This is a genomic window from Alishewanella aestuarii B11 (assembly GCF_000280055.1).
In the GTDB taxonomy this organism is placed as follows: Bacteria; Pseudomonadota; Gammaproteobacteria; order Enterobacterales; family Alteromonadaceae; genus Alishewanella; species Alishewanella aestuarii.
Map to the genome: position 1 here is coordinate 17,336 of NZ_ALAB01000024.1, position 21,646 is coordinate 38,981.

Genomic DNA, 21,646 nt, shown 5'->3' on the forward strand with positions numbered 1-21,646 from the left:
CGCTGAAATGGCAGTACCGTAGTGTAACTGCCAGTTGGCGTTCTTAAAGCGAGGTACAACCATGACGGTAACAACCAAGACCTGTAGTATTGCAGCAGCGCTATTGTTAAGTCCTCTTTGTTTGCAGGCAATGCCTGAACTGAAAGGCAATGAACAGCTGTGGTTATTAACGGCTGAACAGCAGCTGGTTAAAGTTGCGGCCAAGGCGCCACAACAAGTTATCGAGCAACGTGCCTTGCAGGGACTCTCTGCAGCAGAGCGGTTAATTGGTATTGATTACCGGGTGGCGTACGGCGTGTTGTTTGGTTTATCGAATCAGGGCCAGCTCTATCAGATCAATACGACAGACGGCAGCCTGACTAAAGTTGGTACTGCATTACCCGCCGGCAGTCTGACTGAGGCTGCTTATGGTTTTGATTTTAACCCGGCGGCAGATCGGCTCCGGGTCGTTAATGTGCAGGGACAAAATTTACGCCTGCATCCGGAAACCGGCGCGCTGGCCTTTACTGATCCCAAGCTGCATTATGCCGCGGACGACGTCAATGCCAATAAGCAACCAGCGATAGTTGCTGCCGCTTATACCTATAATCAGCAAAATGAGAAACTCACCACCAATTATGCTATCGATCTGGCACAAGGCACGCTGGTGACTCAGGGCAGTATTGAAGGCCAGGAGCCGGCAGTTTCACCCAACACCGGTACCCTGTTCACAGTAGGTAGCCTGGGCTTAGCGGCACTTAGCGACGTCGCCTTTGATATTTCCGATCTGCGTAATATTGGCCTGTTGGCAGTCAGCAAACAAGGCGCAGCGGTAAGTAGCTTGTATCAGGTGGATCTGGCCAGTGGTAAAACACTGTTACTTGGCGAGTTACCGACCAGCATAACGGGTATCGCCATTGAACCTTAAACTACTGACCATACTACTGACGCTGGCGCTGCTATTTAGCAGCGTTAGCCTGGCCGCCGGGTTGCAGGTACAGGTGATTGACGAGCAAGGCAAACCGGTTGCCGGGGCAGTGGTGTTTTTAGAATCCGCTGCTGCCAGTGCAGCGGTAAAGCCTGTCGACGATGCCCGTATTGTGCAAAAGGATAAAACCTTTATCCCGGATGTGCTGGTGATCCCGCGCGGTACCGCCGTGTATTTTCCCAACGAAGATACGGTGCGACATCATGTGTATTCGTTTTCTGCCATCAAGCCGTTTGAAATTAAGCTTTATGTTGGCACCCCTGCCTCGCCGGTGCTATTCGATCAGAGTGGCGTCGCGGTGCTTGGCTGCAATATTCACGATGAAATGATTGCCTGGGTGGTGGCGCTGGATACGCCTTATTACAGCCGCAGTGATCAGCAGGGATTATCCAGGCTGGAGCAGGTACCGGCCGGAAGTTATACCTTGCGGGTTTGGCATAAAGACTTATTAAACGAGCAGGATGTGCCAAAGCTGGCAATAGAAATCGGCCAGCAGCCACAGCAAACGACGGTGCAATTGCCGAAGCTGGCACCGGTATTTTAAACCTATTTTATGCCGCCGGTAATACGGCGGTCTTTTCCGCGTCTATACTAGAGCTGGCGTTTTGATGTCGCTTCGGTTGGTAGTTATTATCAGCAATATGCATCAAGGAGAGCCAGTATGAGAAATAAAATACTCAGAACATCAGCGATTAGCCTACTGTTCTATTTTTCCAGCGTGGTTCAGGCAGTGCCGGCAGAGCAGTTGGATATTGCCGGTATAAAACTTGGTATGACGGTTGATGAAGTCAAGGCAGCCATTAATACCTTTGATCCCCAGCTACAGATTGAAGAAGTTGCTGCGGTGTTTGACCTGAACGATGGCGCCAATCTGCAACCCAGCCCGGAGTTTTTGGATCGGATAGAAGCCTTACAAGGGAATCAGGGGGCCGTGTTAAAGGTATTCTTCTCCGGTCCGGTGGGCGAGGTACGGGTAATTGGCGTGGCCCGCAAGGGATTGATCCTGAGCAACCAGCCGGCGTCAGCGCAATTTATGCAGTCGCTTACGGCACGTTATGGTCAACCAACGGCATTTAATCGTAATCAAAAAGATCAGCCGGTATGGGAAGCGAGCGGCAAGATGTCCTGTCTGAAAGCCCGGGATTATAAGAATGAGCCGCAGGTGAATATTGCGCCGGGTTTTGGTGAAAGTGTGTTAGTCAATGTCAGTGCGGAGCAGTTCTTTAGTAGCCGGGCCAGCAATAATACTGGTAAGGGATTATTCCCGAAAGAATTTACTGACTGTGGTAGTTACCTGAGTTACTTTTTCCCGGGCGATCCGATCAGTAGCTTTAGTGGCGAACTAATGGATCTGGGTGCGATAGTGCACACAGAACGCAGCCGACAACAATGGGTTGAACAGTTAACGGCAGAAGCGATACAGAAACGGCTATCAAAAGGTCAGGTACCGAAGTTTTAGGCGAGATGAAGATTACGAAACAGGCCGGTCTGGTGACCGGCCTGTTTGGGTAAAGACCACTTATTTCAGATCAAAACGATCGGCATTCATCACTTTTACCCAGGCGTTAACAAAGTCTTGTACAAACTTCTGTTTGTTATCATCCTGGGCATAGACTTCAGCATAAGCGCGCAGAATCGAATTGGAGCCAAACACCAGATCAACCCGGGTCGCGGTCCATTTCACTTTGCCGCTGCTGCGCTCGACAATGTTATAGCTGTTGCGACCGGTCGGTTGCCAGCTGTAGTTCATGTCGGTCAGATTGACGAAGAAATCGTTGCTCAGCACCCCCGGCTTATCGGTAAAGACGCCATGCTTGCTGCCACCAAAGTTGGTATCCAATACCCGCATGCCACCGATTAAAGCGGTCATTTCCGGGGCGGTTAAACCCAGTAACTGGGTTTTATCCAGCATCATTTCCTCAGGCTGTACCACATAATCTTTTTTCAGATAATTGCGGTAGGCATCATGTAGCGGCTCCAGCACTTCGAATGACTCAACGTCAGTTTGCGCCTGAGTCGCATCGCCACGGCCCGGTGCAAAAGGTACTGTGATATTCACACCGGCCGCTTTAGCTGCCTGTTCAATCGCCGCCGAGCCACCCAGTACAATCAGATCGGCCAGGCTGACTTTTTTACTCAGGCCAGCTTGAATGCCCTCCAGCGCCTTCAGTACCTTTTGTAACCTTACCGGCTCATTGGCTTCCCAATCTTTTTGTGGCGCCAGCCGGATGCGGGCACCGTTCGCGCCGCCGCGATAATCTGAACCGCGGAAGGTGCGGGCGCTATCCCAGGCGGTGGCGACCAGTTCACTTACCGTTAAACCGCTGGCCAGAATTTTTGCTTTCAGCTCACTGATTTCGGCCTCAGTCAGGTTGTAGCTCACGCTCGGTACCGGATCTTGCCAAATCAGTTCTTCTGTTGGCACATCTGGTCCGAGATAACGGCTTCTTGGTCCCAGATCGCGGTGGGTTAATTTAAACCAGGCCCGGGCAAATACATCTTCAAAGTAGGCCTGATCTTGGTAGAAGCGCTCCGAGATTTTACGGTATTCAGGATCCATTTTCAGCGCCATATCGGCGTCGGTCATAATGGGGTTATAGCGAATGGCGCTATCTTCAACATCAACCGGCTTGTCCTGCTCTTTGATATTCACCGGCTCCCACTGCCAGGCACCGGCCGGGCTCTTTTTCAGCTCCCAGTCGTGTTCCAGCAACATTTTAAAGTAGCCGTTATCCCACTTGGTCGGTTCGCTGGTCCAGGCACCTTCAAGGCCGCTGGTGACAGTATCACGGCCAATACCGCGGGTTTTATGGTTCATCCAGCCAAAACCCTGCTCATGTAATTCAGCACCTTCTGGTGCCGGGCCCAGGTTTTCGGCACGGCCATTACCGTGCGCCTTACCGACAGTATGACCACCGGCGGTCAGCGCCACCGTTTCTTCATCGTTCATCGCCATCCGCGCAAAGGTAACGCGCATATCGTGGGCGGTTTTCAGCGGATCCGGATTGCCATCCACACCCTCCGGGTTGACATAGATCAGACCCATCATTACCGCAGCCAGAGGATTTTCTAAATCGCGTTCACCAGAGTAACGGCTGCCTTCGCTACCAGATTTGGCCAGCCATTCTTTTTCGCTACCCCAGTAGGTGTCTTTTTCCGGATGCCAGATATCTTCGCGGCCACCGGCAAAGCCGAAGGTTTTAAAGCCCATCGACTCATAGGCCATATTACCGGCCAGGATCATCAGATCGGCCCAGGAGATTTTGTTACCGTATTTTTTCTTAATTGGCCACAGTAAGCGGCGGGCCTTATCGAGATTGCCGTTATCCGGCCAGCTATTCAGTGGGGCGAAACGCAGATTGCCGGTGCCGGCACCGCCACGGCCATCAGCAATGCGGTAGCTACCTGCACTGTGCCAGGCCATCCGGATCATCAGGCCACCATAATGGCCCCAGTCTGCCGGCCACCAGCTTTGGCTTTGCGTCATCAGCGCTTTCAGATCGTTTTTAACAGCTTGCAGATCCAGCTTGGCAAACTCGGCCGCATAGTTAAAGTCAGCACCAAGCGGGTTAGACTTGCTATCGTGCTGGTGCAGAATATCCAGGTTCAGCGTTTTCGGCCACCAGGCCATCACGTTATCGCTGCTGCTGGTATTAGCACCGTGCGCGAAAGGGCACTTACCAGTGGAGGGGGTGTTCTTGTCCATGGGTCACTCCTGTTTTGGTTATTGCAAAGGGTACGACGCGCGATACGTCAATAAGTTGCAATAACTATAGCCCCCAATATGGAAAAGGAAAAATAACTTAAAACGAATAGCCTAATAGCTTTTAGCAATTAAAAAGAAAGATTTTAACTGTTTATTTCAACCTTGCTGACCATTAAACCACTGGATGCCATAGTGTGAGAAGATTTCCGCATCGCGGTTATACCAGCGCCGGAACGGTTCAATATTAAAACCATGGAGTTGCGCCAGATAGGCATAGCGCATGGCGGTTTGCAGCATATCAGGATAGCGCCAGATCCGGCCGTAGGCGACCACATGCAGCTGTGGGTGCTCCCCCAGAATATCCAGTGCCTGCATCACTTTATGTAAGTAACGCAGTTCCGAGGTTTGCTCCGGGGTAATTGCCTGCGGATGAAATTTGGCCATGCTTAGCTCCGATCAGAACGGGTTTAACGTCAGTATTTTTATATCGGCTGTCGCCGCATAGATTTGAGCTGCATTTTGCGCGGACGCTGAAATTTTCTGTCGACCTCTTGTTTAATGCGGCTTGCGGCGCCACCTCTGAGCTTTTAGCCGAGCTGAATTGCAGGATAAATGATGAGTGCTTCGCCACAACAAAAGCAGCCAGGTGTTTTACGCTGGGTTGCCGGGTTTTTAAATCCTTATCGCGGCCGGGTGTTAGCGGCGCTGCTGTTTTTATTGCTTAGCTCGCTGGCCTGGCTGGCTTTAGGGCAGGGTGTACGTTTACTGGTAGACGAAGGCTTTGTTGCCGGTAATAGCAGCCGTTTAAACGAACTGACGTTACTGGTACTGGCTATCACGCTGGTCGGGGCTGTGGCGGTATTTTTCCGCTTCTACTTTATGAGCTGGCTCGGTGAGCGGGTCAGTGCCGATCTGCGCAACCAGGTGTTTCAACATTTACTTAAACTGTCACCTGCGTTTTACAGTGAAACCCGCACCGGTGAGGTGATTTCGCGTTTTACTGCTGACACTACCTTATTACAAAGCGTGGTTGGTTCCAGCCTGTCGATGGCGCTACGCTCAGCGGTTACCGCTATCGGTGGCCTGACGATGATGGCCTTTACCAGTATTAAGCTGACATTATTGGTGTTTCTGGCGGTGCCCTTGGTATTAGCACCGATTTTTATCCTTGGTAAAAAGGTGCGCAAGCTGGCCAGGCAAAGTCAGGATCGGTTGGCTGATATTGGCGCTCATGTTGATGAAAGCCTGCATGAAATTCATACCGTGCAATCCTATGGCCATGAACTGCGCGATGAACAGCATTTTGCGCAAAAAATCGATGCCGTACTGGAGGCGGCACGGGGCCGGATCTTTTATCGTGCCCTACTTATTGCCTCGGTGATGCTACTTAGCATCGGCGCTGTGACAGTAGTTGGCTATATTGGTGCGCAGAATGTGTTAACCGGCAGTATCAGCGCCGGCCAACTTACCGCGTTTTTATTCTATGCCGTGATGGTCGCCGGCGGCATGGCCACTATTAGCGAAGTGATAGGTGAAGTGCAGCGGGCGGCGGGTGCAGCAGAGCGGCTGCAGGAACTGGCCAGTGAACCAGTGCAAATCGCTGCGCCTGCGCAGCCGATAGCACTGCCAGCAAAGCTGAGCGGCGATTTACGTTTTGACGCGGTCAGCTTTGCCTATCCGCTGTCGCCGGCACAACAGGTGCTGCACCAGCTTAGCTTTGCGGTGAGGGCGGGTGAGCGGGTGGCCTTAGTTGGCCCCAGTGGCGCGGGTAAAAGTACCCTCTTTCAGTTGTTGCAGCGTTTTTATGATGTCAGCGCCGGGTCGATTTATCTGGACCAACTGCCGATCACAGCGCTCGAGCCGGCACAATTGCGCCGCCAATTTGCGCTGGTGCCACAGGAGGCGGTGATCTTTGCCAACTCGGTGCTGGAAAACGTGCGTTATGGCCGGCCAGAGGCCAGTCTGGAGCAGGTGATTGCCGCCTGTGTTGCGGCGCGGGCTGATCAGTTTATCCGCGACTTGCCAGAAGGGTATCAGACTCAACTGGGCGAGCGGGGCGTGCGCCTGTCTGGCGGTCAGAAGCAGCGTATTGCGATTGCCCGGGCCATTTTGGCGGATCGCCCAATTTTATTACTGGACGAAGCCACCAGTGCGCTGGATGCTGCCAGTGAACATGCGGTCAAACTGGCGTTGCAGGAGTTGATGCAGCAAAAAACCACGCTGATTATCGCCCATCGGCTGAGCACGGTATTAAATGCTGACCGGATCCTGGTGCTGGATCAGGGGCGGCTGCTGGCCAGTGGCAGCCATAGCGAACTGGTGGCGACTTGTCCGCTTTATCGCGAGCTTGCCGAGTTGCAGTTATTGGCCTGATCGGTTTTACTTAGTATCCGATCCCCAATAATGATAACGATAACGGAGTAACCCATGCTGCGAGTAAGCCAAATCCTGCTGTTCCTGCTATTGAGCCTGTTGAACTTCTCACTACAGGCCGAGCAATCAACATTACATCCAAAACTTGAACCCTTCAGACCCTATCTGGATACTTACTGGCAGGGCGATCTGACGCAAAGCGACGCGGCCGAAAAAATGATTGACCGCTCGCACTGGCAGCGGGCTTTAAACGGCAACGCTATTAAAACGGTGCATTCGATTAATGATGGCGTTTATGGCGGCGAGTCGATTATTTATTGGGATGAAGCCAAACAAAGCATCAATTACTACTATTTTACGACGGCCGGGTTTTATACCCACGGCAGTATGACGTTTGAAGATAATAATCAGCGGATCATCGCCCGCGAGGCAGTCGAAAATAATGCCAACGGCATTACGATGGTGGAGTCAGTCAGTACCCTGACTGGCGATATCTTAACCGTGAGCGCGCGTTATCTGCAAAACGGTGAATGGGTAACAGGACACAGCGCCAGCTATCGCCGGGTGGCGCTACTTGAGGTTAAGTTTAAATAATCTGGATAAATATCGGGCAGTTAGCGGTGTCAGGCTTGCACTACTGCTGGTTTAGGGTACAGTGGATATATTTACAGTCTGACAGCTGAAGCCGGATCTTCTATGCTGTCGGCCTGCTGTTCACTGTCACCCGTGAAAAGGAATCTTGATGCTGACGCCCGGTTTTATTGTTGCGCATAGCCACCGCCTTGAAGACCTGACCGCCCTAACTGTCGAATTGCTGGATCGCTATCCACTGCCGCCGCTGGAGCAGGAAGTGCTGTTGGTGCAATCCAATGGCATAGCGCAGTGGTTAAAGCAGGCGCTGGCACGGCAGACCGGTATCGCGACTATGCTGGAAGTCAGTTTGCCGGCGCGTCTGGTATGGCGGCTTTATCGCAGTGTGCTGGGCCCGGATATTCCGAAACAGTCCCCCTTTGATAAGCAACGGCTGCGCTGGCGTATTCTGCGGTTATTGCCGGCACTGGTCGCTGCGGATCCAGACTTTAAGGCGCTGGCGCATTATATCGCGCCGGCAGATAAGGCCGCGGCTCACCAGCTGCAGTCTGCCACCGACGAGCAGCAAAGCAGTCTGGCCGGGCCTGATCAGCGCAAATTATTTCAGTTAAGCGACAAGCTGGCCGATCTGTTTGACCAATATCAGGTGTATCGGGCTGACTGGCTGGATAGTTGGGGCCGTGGTGAGCTGGTACTGGCCCAGTCTGGGCGGAACATCCCCTTGCCTGACGAACAGCGCTGGCAGGCGAAACTATGGCAGGCTTTGGTGCAGGATATTGGTGCCGAGCAAATTTGTAGCAACAGGGCCGCACTGCATCAGCGCTTTTTAAGCGCTGCAGCCAGCCTGACGGCACAACAGCAGCGCCCAGACGGCGTACCACCGCGGATTGTGGTATTCGGTATTTCCTCATTACCCCGGCAAACGCTGGAAGTGCTGCACGCTCTGAAAGGACTATGTCAGATCGTGCTCTGCGTCCATAACCCCTGTCAGTATCATTGGGCCGATATTATTGCCGGCCGCGATCTGCTGCGCCAGTATGCTAAGCCGAGATTTCGCAGCAAAAACCAAAGCTCCGGCTCGCTGCTGCTGTCAGAGCTGCATCAGTATGCGCCGCCGTTACTGGCGTCCTGGGGCAAACAGGGGCGGGACTATATCCGGCTGCTGGATGAATTTGATGAAACCGCAGCCAAAGCGGCTGCCTTTACCAATTTGCGGTTTGATCTGTTTGATGAGGCAGAGCCAACGCATTTATTAGGCCGCCTGCAACACGATATTCTGCACCTCAGACCCAATCAGGAAAGTCAGCAACATTGGCCAGCGCCGGATCCGCTAACGGATAAATCGATAGTGTTTCAGCGTTGTCACAGTGCTTTGCGGGAAGTGGAAGTGTTACATGACCATTTGCTGGCGGCCTTTGATGCCGATCCCAGCTTACAACCGCGCGATATTATGGTGATGGTGCCTGACATCAACAGCTATGCGCCCTATATTGCTGCCGTGTTTGGCCGGCTGGCGGCGGATGATCCGCGTTATATCCCCTATACGCTGGCCGATCAGGGCCAGCGCCAGCGCAACCCGCTATTGCAGGCGCTGGAGCTGATATTACAGGCGCCAACGCAGCGCTTTAGTCACAGTGAACTGTTTGATTTACTGCAGGTCCCGGCACTGCGCCGACGTTTCGCTTTGAGCGAGCAGCAGGTCAGTCAACTACAACAATGGGCGGCCGCCGCAGGGGCACGCTGGGGTCTGGATGCTACCCAGCGCCAGGGGCTCGGGTTAAGTTATAGCTGGCAGCAAAACAGCTGGCAGTTTGCGCTCAACCGCTTGCTTTATGGTTATGCTGCCGGCGTCACGGCCGCATCCTGGCAAGATATCGCCGCTTATGCTGAGGTGTCAGCACTGGAAGCGCAAGCGATAGGGGCGCTGGCAGCTCTGGTGGAAACCTTACAGCACTGCTGGCAGCAGCTGCAGGTTGAGCGCAGCCCGGCCAATTGGCATCAACTGCTGAGTAACCTTTTAGATCAACTGTTTACAGCAGACAATGAGCAGGAAATGTTGCTGCTGGTTAGGTTACGCGATGCTCTGGATGATTGGTTGCAGAGTACCCAGGAGGCACAGTTCACGGCGGTTTTACCTGTTAGTATCGTCGCGGAGCTGTGGCTTGCCAGTGTCGACGAGCCCAACCTGCAGCAACGGTTTATGGCCGGTAGTGTGAACTTCGCCACGCTGATGCCAATGCGGGCCATTCCGTTTCAGCGCATTTGTTTGCTGGGGATGAATGAGGGCGATTACCCGCGGCAAAGCCCGAAAACCGATTTTGATCTAATGCGCCTGCATTACCGGCCCGGCGATCGCTCGCGTCGTGAAGATGACCGCTATCTGTTTTTAGAAGCCTTATTATCAGCCCGACAACAACTCTATATCAGCTGGGTTGGCGCCAGCGCCCAGGATAACAGTGAACTGCCGCCTTCGGTACTGGTCGGCCAGCTACAGGACCAACTGAATGCACTTTGGCCAGCGCCAGCGGGCACCCCGACACTGGCCGCACGCCTGACCACCGCCCATAAGCTGCAACCTTTTGCGCCGGCATACTTTGCTGCCCAGCCAGACTCACGTTATTTTAGCTATGCCAAAGAATGGCTTAGTATTCATCAGGATAGTGATAAATCTCCGTTGAAACGCGTAACCGGGTTGTCGGGTAGTGCGGTACGCGTTACCGGTGGCAAGGCTGAACCTTTGGCGCCATTTCAGGCCGAAGCGCCCTTTAGCTTATTGGATTTACAGTTGCTGTTAAAAGAGCCGGCGCAGTTATTGGCCCGGCGCCGCTTAGGGGTTTATCTGCAGAGTACGCCTGAGGCCTTGCCGGATGTTGAGCCCTTTGCTTTGGACGGACTGGCAGTGTGGCAGGTTAAACACCAGCTACTGACGGCATTGCTGGCAGAGCAGCCACAAAATGATCAGCAAGCTTTAGCACTGCTGCGTCAGCAGCAACAACGTCTGAAGCAAGCCGGTGACTTACCCTATGGTGCAGCAGCCGGGCCGGATCTGGCCCGCACCGAGCAAGCCGTGTTGACGTTATATCAGGCACGCTCTGCGCTGGTGCAGCAAAGTGCGCCGCTCGCGGCCAAGACTTATCAGCTGCAACTGGGTGATGTCTTGCTGGAGGCGGAGCTCAACACACTCTATGCCACACCAGAGACGATGCTGCAACTGGAGCTGACCGCCAGTAAGGTGGTCGAGGTCAAGCCGCGTAGTGTCAGTTATCAGTGGCGCAATCTGGTTACAGGGTATCTAAAACATCTGGTCGCCTGCACTGTGCTGAAGCAGGCACCCAGCACGGTGATCCTGGGCGCCGATGGTTTTCTGACTCTGGCGCCGCTGAGTGAGTCGCAAGCCAGGGCAGAGTTAGAGCAACTTGCGGCTTGGTTACAACAGGCGCTGCGTCAGCCGTTACCACTGGCATTAGAGCTGGCGGCAGACTGGTATAAAGCCGAGCAGAAGCAGGAAGAGTACAGTCTGTCGAAACTTGCCGGCCGTTATCACGGGAACGCGTATCAGGAGGGGGTGCGGGCCGATACGCCTTATCTGGCGCGCTATTACCCGCAGGCACAGCAACTGTTGGATGCCGGCTTTAACGAATGGGTGGCGTATTACCGGTCGTTCTTCCAACAGCTGCAGGCAGCAACAGCACAACCGCTTAGTGCCCTGGTGGCATCGTTAGGCACTTTAGATCAGAATTCCGCGGATATAACAGCGGAGGCGTAGCCATGATTCAGGCGCAGCATAAGCCATTAGCAATCACGAGCCAGGAGCAGCCATGAGCCAAGAATTAACCAGCCCGCTGCAATTGCCGCTGCACGGCAGTGTACTGATTGAAGCCAGTGCTGGTACCGGTAAAACCTATACCATAGCAGCGCTGTATTTACGTTTTATTCTGGCGCATCTGCCGAGGCTGACAGCGGCAGCCAGTCGCAGCACACCACTATTGCCGGCGGATATTCTGGTGGTGACCTTTACCAAGGCGGCAACAGCCGAGCTAAAGGATCGGATCCGTCAGCGTTTAGTGGAGGCGGCGGCGGTGTTTCGTGACGCTGTAACTAGTGCCGATCCGGTGTTACAGGCACTAAAAGCCGATTTTGCCTCGCAACATTGGCCGGAATGCGCCTATGCGCTGCAAATGGCCAGCGAAGCCATGGATGAAGCCAGTGTAAAAACCATCCATAGCTGGTGCCAGCAGGTACTGCGTGAGCATGCGTTTAATAGCGGCAGTTTGTTTCAACAGGAGTTACTGACCGATCTTAGTGCCTTGCAATTAGAGGCAGTAAGAGACTTTTGGCGCAGCTACTGCTATCCGCTACCAGAAGCACAGCTGCAGCAGATCCAGGCCCTATACCGTACACCGGAAGCCTTACTGGATGATCTACGGCCGTTATGGGCCCAGGCCAGTGCCAGTTCTGAGCCGGTACAATTAGCTGAGCTGCTGTTGGCGGCCGAGCAAGCCTATCAGCAGCGGCTCAGTCGCGCCTTTTACTACTGGCAACAGGCGTTACCGGCCTGGCTGGATTGGATTGCCGCGGCCGAAGCGGCCGGCAGCTTTAGTAAACCCAGAACCTATAATCTGAAAAAAGCCCGTCAGGATTTTGCCCCCTTGCTGGATTGGACGGCTTTACCTGTTGCTGAGGCCTTGCAGCAGTTACCTGAATTAAAAACCTCTTTTGTCGATAATTATGGCAAGCAGTTTTACCAACATTATCAGGGCGAACCGCTGGCAGCAGACTGGCCGGCGGCCTTGCTGGAGTTGGTTGCGCTACTCTCAGAGGGACCGGCGCTGCGGCCATTACTATTACCACAGGCGGTAGCTTGGTGTAAGGCCCGGCTGGAGCAACAACTGCAGCAGCAAGCCAAAATGGGCTTTGATGACATTATCCAGCAATGCCGGCGTGCACTGGAGGGGGATGCCGGGCCGGCACTGGCTGCTATTTTACGCCAGCAGTACCCGGTGGCAATGATTGATGAGTTTCAGGATACCGATCCGGCGCAGTACGCCATTTTCAATGCGGTATACCAGCTGGCCAGCAATGCAGCGGCACAGGCAGTCTATTTGATTGGCGATCCGAAGCAGGCGATTTATGCCTTTCGTGGCGGTGATATTTTCACCTATCTGCAAGCCCGCCGCGATACCCTAGGGCGCCACTATACGCTGACCACCAACTTCCGCTCCATTAAGCAGATGGTGGCGGCCGTTAATGCGTTGTTTCGGCCAGCCGAGCAAAGCGCCGCCAGGCAGGCATTTTTATTCGCTGACAGCAGCGGCAACCCGTTGCCCTTTACCGAAGTTAACGCCAGGGGCGTTAAAGCTGAGCTGGTGATTGACGGTCAAGCGGCCGCGGCTGCCTTAACTCTGTGGACCGCCAGCGCCGGTAGTTTCGATGAGGGGGCAGACGATAGCAAAGCATTGAGTAAAACCCTGTACCGGGAGCAGTTGGCAGGCCGGGTTGCTGACTATATTGGCGCTTTGCTGGGCAGTGCGGCCGTCGGGCGCACGGGTTTTATGCTGCAGCACGAGGCTGCGACAGCGCCGACCTTACAACCGCTGCAAAGTAAAGATATTGCGATTTTGGTCAGTACCCATCAGGAAGGGCATTTGATCCAGCAGCAGCTGCGCGAGCGCGGTATGGCCAGCGTGTATTTATCGGATCGTAATTCCGTGTTCGACAGTGAAGTGGCCGGCGATCTGTATTTACTGTTGCAGGCCTGTGCCGAGCCGGCCAATCAGCAGGCGTTGCTAAACGCGCTCTATACGCCACTGGTAGCCTTGCCGCTGGCGCAGTTGGATGCGCTAAGGCATGACGATAGGCTTTGGCAGCAGTATCAGGAATGGTTTTATCAGTTTAGCCACTGCTGGCAGCAGCGCGGCGTATTGGCGCTGATCCGCCAGTTAGTGCAGCAGTTTCAGGTGGCAGAGCGGGTGTTAGCGAACGCCGGTGGCGAGCGCTATCTGACCGATTTACTGCATCTTGCCGAGCTGTTGCAGCAGGCCAGTGTCAAACTGGATGGTGTGCATGCGTTGCTGCGCTATTTCTATCAGCATCTGTACCAGCAGGAAGCTATTGCCCAGCCTGCCGATGATCAGATAGTGCGGCTGGAAAGTGATGCAGAGCTGATCCAAATTGTGACCATCCATAAATCGAAAGGGCTGGAGTATCCACTGGTATTCTTGCCCTTTATCAGCCTGTGCCGTCCGGTAAGTCATGATGACCGGCTGGTCAGCTTTCATAATGAAGCCGGTGAACTGGTGCAAAGCCTGACGCCCGGCAAGCTTGAACTGGCAACCGCCGATCAGGAGCGGCTGGGCGAAGATATCCGCAAGCTCTATGTGGCAGTGACCCGGGCTAAATATGCGACCTGGCTTAGTTTAAGTCCGGTAGGTGATTGGCAGCGCTCAGCGCTGGCCTATCTGCTGGGCTGTGATCAGGCGACAGAGCCGCTGCAGCTGCTACAGCAAGCCGAGGCGCTGTGGCCTGCTAATGCCAATGACATTCAGGTGGTTGCCTTGCCTGCTTTTAGCACACCGCAGCATTTGCCGCCGGTGCTTAGTGGCTCAGCCTCACAGTTTGCCGCGCGGCAACGCAATACTGCGCAACCTTTTGAGCCCTGGTGGATCGCCAGTTATTCGGCGTTAACCTATAGTGCTGCCAGTCAGGGCGATACCGCGCTGGAGCATAACCTGTTGGAAGAGCAGGCCAGTGCGCTGCTTGCGGAGGCCATGTCGGATATATCTTCGGCAGCCTTAACATCAGACAATGCAGCGCAGTTTGCCGCTGTCGCGCAGTCCTTGCCCGCAACGCCAGACTTGGTCAGTTTGCATGACTTTCCACGTGGAGCCGGGCCGGGAACCTTGCTGCATAACTTGTTGCAGGATGCGGCCGAGCACGGCTTCGCCGCCGTGGCAGCCGATCCTGAGCTGTGTCAAAGCCTGGTTGCCCGGCGTTGCCGCCACGGCAGCTGGGCACAGCGCGCTGAGTTATTAGGTCGTTGGTTACATGGCTATCTGCAGTTGAGTTTTCCGTTACCGGGTGGAGGGCAGGTAGCACTTAATGCCTTGCGCAGCTATCGGGCTGAGCCTGAGTTCTGGTTTGCCGTGCAGGGTGTCAGTACCCGGCAACTGGATAAGCAGGTTAGCGCCGCTGTGCTGGGCGGTGCCGCCAGACCTGAGCTGAGCCGCAACTACTTAAATGGCATGTTAAAAGGCTTTATCGACTTGCTGTTTGAACATCAGGGTAAGTACTACGTGCTGGATTACAAATCAAACTATCTGGGGCCGGATGATGCGGCTTATCACCCGGCAGCGATGCAACAGAAAATCTTACAAAGCCGCTATGAACTGCAATATGTGCTTTATAGCCTGGCCCTGCATAAGCTTTTAAAAGCCCGCTTAAAAGACGCATATAGCTATCAGCAGCATGTCGGCGGCGTGGTGTATCTGTTTTTGCGTGGCCAGCAAGCCAGTAGCCGTGGCGCCTTTATTGACCGGGTACCGGAGTCGTTGATCCTAAGTTTAGAGCAATACTTTATGCAACAAGAGCCACAATCTGCTGTGGAGGTCACCAATGCTGATTAGTGCAGTGCTACCTGAGGTGTTACAACGGCTACAGGATCGTCAGGCGATGTTGGCGCTACTGGCCGCCTATCAGCGCCAGCAGCTGTTGAGTCAGCTTGACCTGGCCTTTGCCCGCTTTCTGGCGCAGAACGCACCCACAGTACAACCCCTGAGTTTGTTGCTTGCTGCCTTTCTGTCACGACAGGTTGGCCGCGGCCATGTCTGTTTACCACTGGCGGATTTACTGGCCGATGCGCCACAGCTACTTAATTACCAGAGTGCGCAGTTAAGCCCTGAGGCGTTAAGCCAGCAAGATGGCAGTCTGTTACCGGATCCGTCGCAGCTGCTGGCGTCATTCAGTCTGGAAGAGCTGGAGGCCTGCCTGGCACAGTGTGATACGGTGCTTACCGTAACACCGGCCAACGCTGAATCGATTGCCAGCGCAGCGCCGGGACGGCCGCTGGTATTAGATCAACAGATACTCTATTTCGCCCGCTACTGGTCAGCAGAGCAACAGATCGCCGCCGATTTGCGCGCTTTAATGCAAGCGGTAACCCTGCCGGTAGAGCCGGTGCAGCTAAAACGTTATCTGGATCAGCTGTTTGGCGCTGAGTCGGTAGCAGCCAGCGCTGACGATGCCTTCGCTCAGATCAATTGGCAAAAGCTGGCCTGTGCCAATAGCCTGCGTAGCCGTTTTAGTGTGATCACCGGCGGGCCGGGCACCGGTAAAACCTATACCCTGGTGCGCTTACTGGCGCTGTTACAGCGTTTGTCGGCCACGCCACTGACTATCAAGCTGGCAGCACCCACCGGTAAAGCCGCGGCGCGGATGAAAGAGGCGATTACCCAGGCGATGCAAAGCTTACAAGCGCTGGCAGAGGACTGGCAGAGCGCGGTTGCCGCAATCCGCGCCGACAGCGCGACCCTGCATAAATTATTGGGGGTACAAGCCGGCAGCCGGCAATTTAAGCATCAGCGCAGTAAACCGCTGGCGCTTGATGTGTTGATTGTTGATGAAGCCAGTATGATTGATATTGAGCTGATGCAGGCGCTGCTAGCGGCACTGCCGGCGGATGGCCGCCTGATTTTATTAGGTGATAAGGATCAGTTGGCCTCAGTGGAAGCTGGCGCTATTTTAGGACAGCTTTGTCAGGATGCCGAGCAGGGTGGCTATAGTGCAGAAACTATGGCTTATCTGCAGCAATTCAGTGCCGCACCTATACCGGCGCAGTTGGCCACCAGCACGCCGCGGCAGCGGCTGCAACAGGTGGTGATGTTGCGGGTTAGCCGGCGTTTTGATCAGCACAGTGGTATAGGTGCTCTGGCCCGCGCGGTCAATCAGGGTGAGCAGGCGCAGGTCTATTATTTGTTATCAGGTCAGGCGGGCTATCAGGATCTGCAGTTATTAGCCGGGGAGCCGGAGCAAGATCCGCTGCAACAGTTAGCGGCCTTGTGCCGCCGTGGCTTTGCCGCCTACTGGCAGCAGCTAGCGGCTAAACCTGCAGCGGATGCCGAGGCGGGCGCTATTGAGCAGTGGGCGCGGGCGGTGCTTAACAGCTATCAGCAATTTCAGTTATTAACGGCCGTGCGTGAAGGTCCTTTTGGCGTTGCCGGTTTAAATCTGCTGGTTCAACAGGCCTTGCCACAACTGCCGGCCAGTCGCAATTTGCAGCAGGATAGCTGGTATGAGGGGCGGCCGGTGATGATCAGCAGTAATGACTATAATCTGAATTTGCGTAACGGTGACATCGGCATTGTCCTGGTTTCACCACAGGATCAGCAAAAACGTGTGGTCTTTATCGATGCTGATAACCAGTTAAGGTGGATCTTACCCAGCCGCCTGGGCGCTGTTGAAACCGTCTTTGCGATGACAGTGCATAAGTCGCAGGGCTCGGAGTTCCGCCATACGGTGCTGGTGTTGCCGGAGCGGGATAACCCGGTACTCTGCCGCGAGCTGCTGTATACCGGTATTACCCGGGCGGCAAAGCAACTGACCCTGGTGGTGCCAGACTATCAGGTGCTGAAACAGGCGGTGCAAAGACGCACCGTGCGGGCCGGGCGCTTGCCCCTAGATGAATAAAACCATTAGCAAAGGATACTACTATGGTGTTTCGGATCGGTATTTTAACAGCTTTACTGCTATTACTGAGCGGCTGTGCCCAACCGCTTCAACCAAAGCAGGCTGCCGCAGCTGCGGCGTCTGCTGCGCCTGCGATGTCTGCTACGCCCCTAATGTCTGATGCGCAGCGAGCGCAACAAGACGCGGCGGACCAGCACTATCAGCTGTTGCTCTCAGAGGTGCAGCAAGCACCAGAGCCAAGGCGACTGGCCAGTTTGCGGCAGGCCTATACCAAAACCTCAGCTTACCGGCCATACAGTATGGTGGAGCGGGCACTGTCCAGCCTGATGTTTGAAGCCATCGCCAAAAAAGACTGGCAGCAGTGTTTGAGTCATACTACCAAACTATTAGCGGAGCAGTTTATCAGCTTAAACGGCCATTATGGTGCTATGGTCTGTCAGTTTGAGTCGGGCAATACCGAGCAGGGCGAGTATCATCAGGAAGTGTTAGACGGTCTGATGGCCGCAATCTGGCAAAGTGGTGATGGTAAAACGCCGGAAACCGCATTTTTCTGTACCAGTACCACTGAGCTCTATACCTTTATCAATCTGCATGGTTTTAATGCTAAGGCTCAGGCGCTGGTGTGGCATCAGGAGCAACCCTTTGATTTGATGACTATCGTTAATCCACGCGATGAGCATGAGTTTAACTGGTATTTTAATATCAGTGCCCAGATGGCGCGTGGTATCGTTAAATAACATAGCTGAGTCAAATTGCTGAGTAATGGCCCTGATGCAAGAACGTAATCTGCGCAATTTCTATATCCCGGAAGAACAGTCGATCTATCTGCTGAACGCCAATGACGCGAAAAAGCTGAAAGATTGGGTAGCGCTCTGTATCAGCAAGTTGCAACAACTGGGATACCGGGATATCCATTTGCTCGGTAAGGGTGCTTATGGCTTTGCCTTTGCCGGCTTTGGCATTAACGACGAATGCTATGTGTTTAAGTTCTCGCGCATCAATCTGCCGCAGCATATTCAGGAACGGCTTGCCGATGAAGCCTATATGTTGTCGCAGGTGCAACATCCGGCGGTGCCGCGTTATATCACCTATCAGGTCGTGCGCAAGCAGGGCATTCTGATGATGGATCGGGCGCCGGGTATCGATTTAGAGCAATACAGCCTGCAGCACGGCCGCCTGCCGGTGCGTTTGCTGGTGGATTTGGCGGCGCAACTGGCTGAGTTGCTGCAATATTTACGTAGTATCGAAAAAGACGGCGCGCCGGCGCCGATAGTCCATGGCGATATTAAGCCGTCTAATCTGGTGTTTGAGGAGCAAAGCGGCCACCTGAGCCTGATTGACTGGGGCTCCTCGGTGTTTGCTCAGTTGGATCATGAGGGGCATTATCTGTCGAATAATGTGATGCAGCTGATGTCAGCTGATCTGCAACACTCCAATGCCCGGATGGGCGATGTCTATTTTATTGGCCCGGAACAGCGCAGCGGGCAGTTATCCAGCCCACGCTTTGACGAGCAGGGCGTCGCCAGTACCCTCTATGCGCTGGCCTCGGGGCAGGCCTGCCGCTTCGGCCGCAAAGCTATTCCGGCACGTAGTCTGGGTTTGCCGCTGGAGTTTGCCACCTTACTGGATAGTATGCTGGCCGATGATCTGACATTACGCCAGCAGGCCGGTGATTATTTTATTAAGCAGATGCCGCGCTTAAAGCAGTTGGTATTACCGGAACTGCCGCTGTTTGATGACAGCCCCGTATTGCCGGTTTGGGTGAGCCCACAGCGGCGTGAGCTGGATACCGTGGTGTACTCGTCGCGCAAATCCTTTTTACGCGAGCATAACGAAGAGCTGGATATCGCCTACGTCGATGATGTGCAGCTGGAACGCTATTACAAAAACTATCTGGAAGGGATGGGCGAAACCGAAAAAGCCTTTATCGCTGCCGTGAGCCGGCTCGGGCGCTATCCGGTAGTGGGCGGTTTAGCCATCCACTGGCAGGCCGGCGGCATCTATATCGACAGCAGTCTGAATTTATATGATCAGAGCCTGAGTCAGGCCTTCGCGCTGGCGGTCAATAACGTGGTGACGCTGGCCCGCGCTATTGGCAAGGTCGGGATCTTTAAAGCCTGTTTATTTAATGCCCGCAATACTATTCATATTAGCCGCGCATCGGAAGCGGAGCCCTTTGTGGCGCCGCCAGAGAGTCGTATTCCGTATCAGCTGGCGCCGGTACTCAGTGCTGAAGAGGCCAGTAAGCAGCACTCTTACTTTGAAGATGGTAAGGATCCGGATGAGCAATTGGTATTACCCGATGCCATTATGGACGATATCGCGCGGCTTAACCTGATCCGGCATACCGGTTGTATTATCTTTGAGGTCACGCCCTTGTATATGAAGATCCACAGCTACTACCGCCTGCTGGATCCGGCGGCTGAACCAGAATTTAACCGGCTACTGCAGAGTATTCTCAGTAAGGTGGGTTTAATCAGTGGTGACGGAGTTGGGGGCTTTATGAAGCTGCCATATAAAGACACCCGCAAGTTCAGTCACCAGAGTCAGGCACCACAGCTGTTGTATCCCGCCAATCCGCTGCAGTTTAACGCCGCGGGCGGCCCTTGCTGAAATAAGCAGCAATTAGCCGTGTTTAGTGTACTGACTGCGCCTGGACGTAAGCGCGACGCGCTAAAAAAGGTTTAAATTAGCGCTTAAAACAAGTAATGTACTGCTTTTGACCTTAACTTACTTTACGAACGAAGATGTCGAGCGAAAAACACGCACTCTATGCTGAATTGCTGCAGCAGGCTAAGGCTTTGCTGCAGGAAGAAACTGATCTGATTGCCAATATGGCCAATTTCAGTGCTTTACTATTTCAAAGCCTGCCCGATTTAAACTGGGCAGGCTTTTATATTATGCGCCAGGGTGAACTGGTACTGGGGCCTTTCCAGGGTAAGGTGGCGTGTGTGCGGATCCCGGTGGGCAAGGGCGTCTGTGGCACCTGTGTTGCAACAGGTGAAATCCAACGCGTTGCCGATGTGCATGAATTCCCGGGTCATATCGCCTGTGATGCTGCCAGTAACTCAGAGATCGTGTTACCGGTACGGCAAGGCGGCGAGATTATTGCGGTACTGGATATTGATAGTCCGTCACTGAACCGCTTTGACGACGTCGATCAGCAAGGCCTGGCTGCCTTGGTTGCTGCGTTTGAACAAGCCTTGGTTGCTGCCTGATGAAAGACTTGCTCTCGGTACAGGATTACCTGCTGCAGGTTGAAGAAGTCGGCGACTGGGACGGCGAAGAAGAGCTGGTTGCCGATAAGTTTAATGCCATAGTGCATAGTGTATGGGATGCCTTGCCTGACAGCCTGAGTATTACCCAAATCCAGCAATTGATGCCACAATTGTGGGAACAGCTGCGCGGCGATACGGTATTACTGGACGCTGACGAAGACGAACTGATTGATTGGGCGCTGTCCTATATCCAACAACAAATAGAAGAAGGCATGGCTGATGACGAGCCTGCTGCTGACGAAGAAGAGTGAATGCTGCATGACCATTGCAACCCCCGTAACGGCTGAAACCCCGGAACAAGCAACAACCCTGGAACAAGTAACAACCGAGCAACAAGCTGTTCCGACATCAGAAAAACCTGCTAATGTTAAAGATGTACTGGCATTTCTATGTCAGAGCTTTCCGAAATGCTTTATTAGCAGCGGACCTTTACAGCCATTAAAAGTCGGTATCTTTCAGGACTTGGCCGCCCGCTTAGGTGAGAACGCGACGGTGAGTAAAACCCAGCTGCGCCAAGCGCTGCGGGTTTACACGTCCAGTTGGCGTTACCTGGAGGCGACTAAAGAAGGCGTTAACCGGATTGATTTGGAAGGCCAACCGGCCGAGCTGATTGACGCCCAACAGGCAGAGCATGCGGCAAAATTATTGGCGGAAAGTAAACAAAAAGCCGCTGAGAAACGTAAGGTAAAACAGCAGGAGCAACGGGCACAGCAAACTGCTAAGCCTCAGGCTGACAGAGCAGCTGCGAAAGACAAAGTGGCAAGACCGGTACAAAAAACCGCGAACAAAAATCCAAAAGCAGCCTCTAATGCTGCACAGCGGTCAGCAAAACCAGCCCGTGCAGCAGAAAAGCCTGCAGTGGTACAGCCAGTAGTACAACTAACGGCCTTGGTTGCTGAACAGCTGAAAGTGGGCGCAGCGGTGCTGGTTAAACTTGGTTCAAGCCCAATGCCGGCGACGGTAACCGAAGTCAATTTGCCTGATGTGACAGTGCAGTTGAGTTCAGGCATGGTCATCAAAACCCGTCAGGATAGCCTGTATCAGGCCTGA

The 21,646-nt window shown here is 53.9% G+C and carries 15 protein-coding genes; 13 read left to right on the forward strand and 2 right to left on the reverse strand.

The genetic code is table 11. The features are described from left to right. The first annotated feature begins 61 nt into the window (after window positions 1–61). From AEST_RS08170 to AEST_RS08180, 3 genes are all read left to right on the forward strand, one after another. The gene (locus AEST_RS08170; RefSeq protein WP_008608355.1) at window positions 62–907 is read left to right on the forward strand and encodes a DUF4394 domain-containing protein; all 846 of its coding nucleotides are present in this window, start codon (window positions 62–64) and stop codon (window positions 905–907) included. Then, window positions 897–1,511: a methylamine utilization protein gene (locus AEST_RS08175; RefSeq protein ID WP_008608357.1), complete on the forward strand. Its 615-nt coding sequence runs from the start codon at window positions 897–899 to the stop codon at window positions 1,509–1,511. The genes AEST_RS08170 and AEST_RS08175 overlap by 11 nt, the downstream gene beginning before the upstream one ends. 117 nt (window positions 1,512–1,628) lie before the next feature. Next, window positions 1,629–2,426, forward strand: a complete 798-nt coding sequence (locus tag AEST_RS08180) for a hypothetical protein (RefSeq protein ID WP_008608358.1) — start codon at window positions 1,629–1,631, stop codon at window positions 2,424–2,426. 60 nt (window positions 2,427–2,486) lie between these two features. Here the strand turns inward: AEST_RS08180 and katG are convergent, their stop codons facing one another. Together katG and AEST_RS08190 are read right to left on the reverse strand one after the other, a co-directional pair. Next, complete coding sequence (gene katG, locus AEST_RS08185) at window positions 2,487–4,673, reverse strand: catalase/peroxidase HPI (RefSeq protein ID WP_008608361.1); 2,187 nt, start codon at window positions 4,671–4,673, stop codon at window positions 2,487–2,489. A gap of 156 nt (window positions 4,674–4,829) precedes the next feature. Beyond that, the gene (locus AEST_RS08190; protein WP_008608362.1) at window positions 4,830–5,117 is read right to left on the reverse strand and encodes a hypothetical protein; all 288 of its coding nucleotides are present in this window, start codon (window positions 5,115–5,117) and stop codon (window positions 4,830–4,832) included. Between the two features lie 171 nt (window positions 5,118–5,288). On the opposite strand from AEST_RS08190, the gene AEST_RS08195 reads away from it, so the two are divergent. From AEST_RS08195 to proQ, 10 genes are all read left to right on the forward strand, one after another. Further along, window positions 5,289–7,046 carry an ABC transporter transmembrane domain-containing protein gene (locus tag AEST_RS08195; protein ID WP_008608363.1) on the forward strand — a complete coding sequence of 586 codons (1,758 nt, stop codon included), beginning with the start codon at window positions 5,289–5,291 and terminating at the stop codon, window positions 7,044–7,046. A gap of 54 nt (window positions 7,047–7,100) precedes the next feature. Then, window positions 7,101–7,640 (forward strand): hypothetical protein, encoded by a 540-nt coding sequence (locus AEST_RS08200; protein ID WP_008608364.1) that lies wholly within the window; start codon window positions 7,101–7,103, stop codon window positions 7,638–7,640. Window positions 7,641–7,788: 148 nt separating this feature from the next. Next, complete coding sequence (gene recC / locus AEST_RS08205) at window positions 7,789–11,403, forward strand: exodeoxyribonuclease V subunit gamma (protein WP_008608365.1); 3,615 nt, start codon at window positions 7,789–7,791, stop codon at window positions 11,401–11,403. A gap of 52 nt (window positions 11,404–11,455) precedes the next feature. Then, window positions 11,456–15,259 (forward strand): exodeoxyribonuclease V subunit beta, encoded by a 3,804-nt coding sequence (gene recB / locus AEST_RS08210; protein ID WP_008608366.1) that lies wholly within the window; start codon window positions 11,456–11,458, stop codon window positions 15,257–15,259. Then, window positions 15,249–17,318 (forward strand): exodeoxyribonuclease V subunit alpha, encoded by a 2,070-nt coding sequence (gene recD / locus AEST_RS08215; RefSeq protein ID WP_008608369.1) that lies wholly within the window; start codon window positions 15,249–15,251, stop codon window positions 17,316–17,318. The genes recB and recD overlap by 11 nt, the downstream gene beginning before the upstream one ends. A 23-nt stretch (window positions 17,319–17,341) precedes the next feature. Then, entirely contained in the window at window positions 17,342–18,055 is a 714-nt protein-coding gene (locus AEST_RS08220; protein ID WP_008608370.1) for a DUF4919 domain-containing protein, read from the forward strand. 34 nt (window positions 18,056–18,089) lie between these two features. Continuing rightward, complete coding sequence (locus AEST_RS08225; RefSeq protein ID WP_039925330.1) at window positions 18,090–19,931, forward strand: protein kinase domain-containing protein; 1,842 nt, start codon at window positions 18,090–18,092, stop codon at window positions 19,929–19,931. Window positions 19,932–20,065: 134 nt separating this feature from the next. Further along, a complete protein-coding gene (locus AEST_RS08230) occupies window positions 20,066–20,536 on the forward strand; it encodes a GAF domain-containing protein (RefSeq protein WP_008608373.1) in 471 nt (156 codons plus the stop codon). Then, complete coding sequence (locus AEST_RS08235; protein ID WP_008608374.1) at window positions 20,536–20,847, forward strand: hypothetical protein; 312 nt, start codon at window positions 20,536–20,538, stop codon at window positions 20,845–20,847. The genes AEST_RS08230 and AEST_RS08235 overlap by 1 nt, the downstream gene beginning before the upstream one ends. Further along, window positions 20,816–21,646, forward strand: a complete 831-nt coding sequence (gene proQ / locus AEST_RS08240) for an RNA chaperone ProQ (RefSeq protein WP_238534577.1) — start codon at window positions 20,816–20,818, stop codon at window positions 21,644–21,646. Before AEST_RS08235 ends, proQ begins: the two co-directional genes overlap by 32 nt.

What these genes read in the sequence shown, in the direction of transcription:
- katG (WP_008608361.1), bottom strand. Translation starts at nt 4,673, where the DNA reads ATGGACAAGAACACCCCCTCCACTGGTAAGTGCCCTTTCGCGCACGGT.
- AEST_RS08180 (WP_008608358.1), top strand. Translation starts at nt 1,629, where the DNA reads ATGAGAAATAAAATACTCAGAACATCAGCGATTAGCCTACTGTTCTAT.
- recB (WP_008608366.1), top strand. Translation starts at nt 11,456, where the DNA reads ATGAGCCAAGAATTAACCAGCCCGCTGCAATTGCCGCTGCACGGCAGT.
- AEST_RS08195 (WP_008608363.1), top strand. Translation starts at nt 5,289, where the DNA reads ATGAGTGCTTCGCCACAACAAAAGCAGCCAGGTGTTTTACGCTGGGTT.
- AEST_RS08235 (WP_008608374.1), top strand. Translation starts at nt 20,536, where the DNA reads ATGAAAGACTTGCTCTCGGTACAGGATTACCTGCTGCAGGTTGAAGAA.
- AEST_RS08220 (WP_008608370.1), top strand. Translation starts at nt 17,342, where the DNA reads ATGGTGTTTCGGATCGGTATTTTAACAGCTTTACTGCTATTACTGAGC.
- AEST_RS08190 (WP_008608362.1), bottom strand. Translation starts at nt 5,117, where the DNA reads ATGGCCAAATTTCATCCGCAGGCAATTACCCCGGAGCAAACCTCGGAA.
- recC (WP_008608365.1), top strand. Translation starts at nt 7,789, where the DNA reads ATGCTGACGCCCGGTTTTATTGTTGCGCATAGCCACCGCCTTGAAGAC.
- AEST_RS08225 (WP_039925330.1), top strand. Translation starts at nt 18,090, where the DNA reads ATGCAAGAACGTAATCTGCGCAATTTCTATATCCCGGAAGAACAGTCG.
- AEST_RS08200 (WP_008608364.1), top strand. Translation starts at nt 7,101, where the DNA reads ATGCTGCGAGTAAGCCAAATCCTGCTGTTCCTGCTATTGAGCCTGTTG.
- AEST_RS08230 (WP_008608373.1), top strand. Translation starts at nt 20,066, where the DNA reads ATGTCGAGCGAAAAACACGCACTCTATGCTGAATTGCTGCAGCAGGCT.
- AEST_RS08170 (WP_008608355.1), top strand. Translation starts at nt 62, where the DNA reads ATGACGGTAACAACCAAGACCTGTAGTATTGCAGCAGCGCTATTGTTA.
- recD (WP_008608369.1), top strand. Translation starts at nt 15,249, where the DNA reads ATGCTGATTAGTGCAGTGCTACCTGAGGTGTTACAACGGCTACAGGAT.
- proQ (WP_238534577.1), top strand. Translation starts at nt 20,816, where the DNA reads ATGACGAGCCTGCTGCTGACGAAGAAGAGTGAATGCTGCATGACCATT.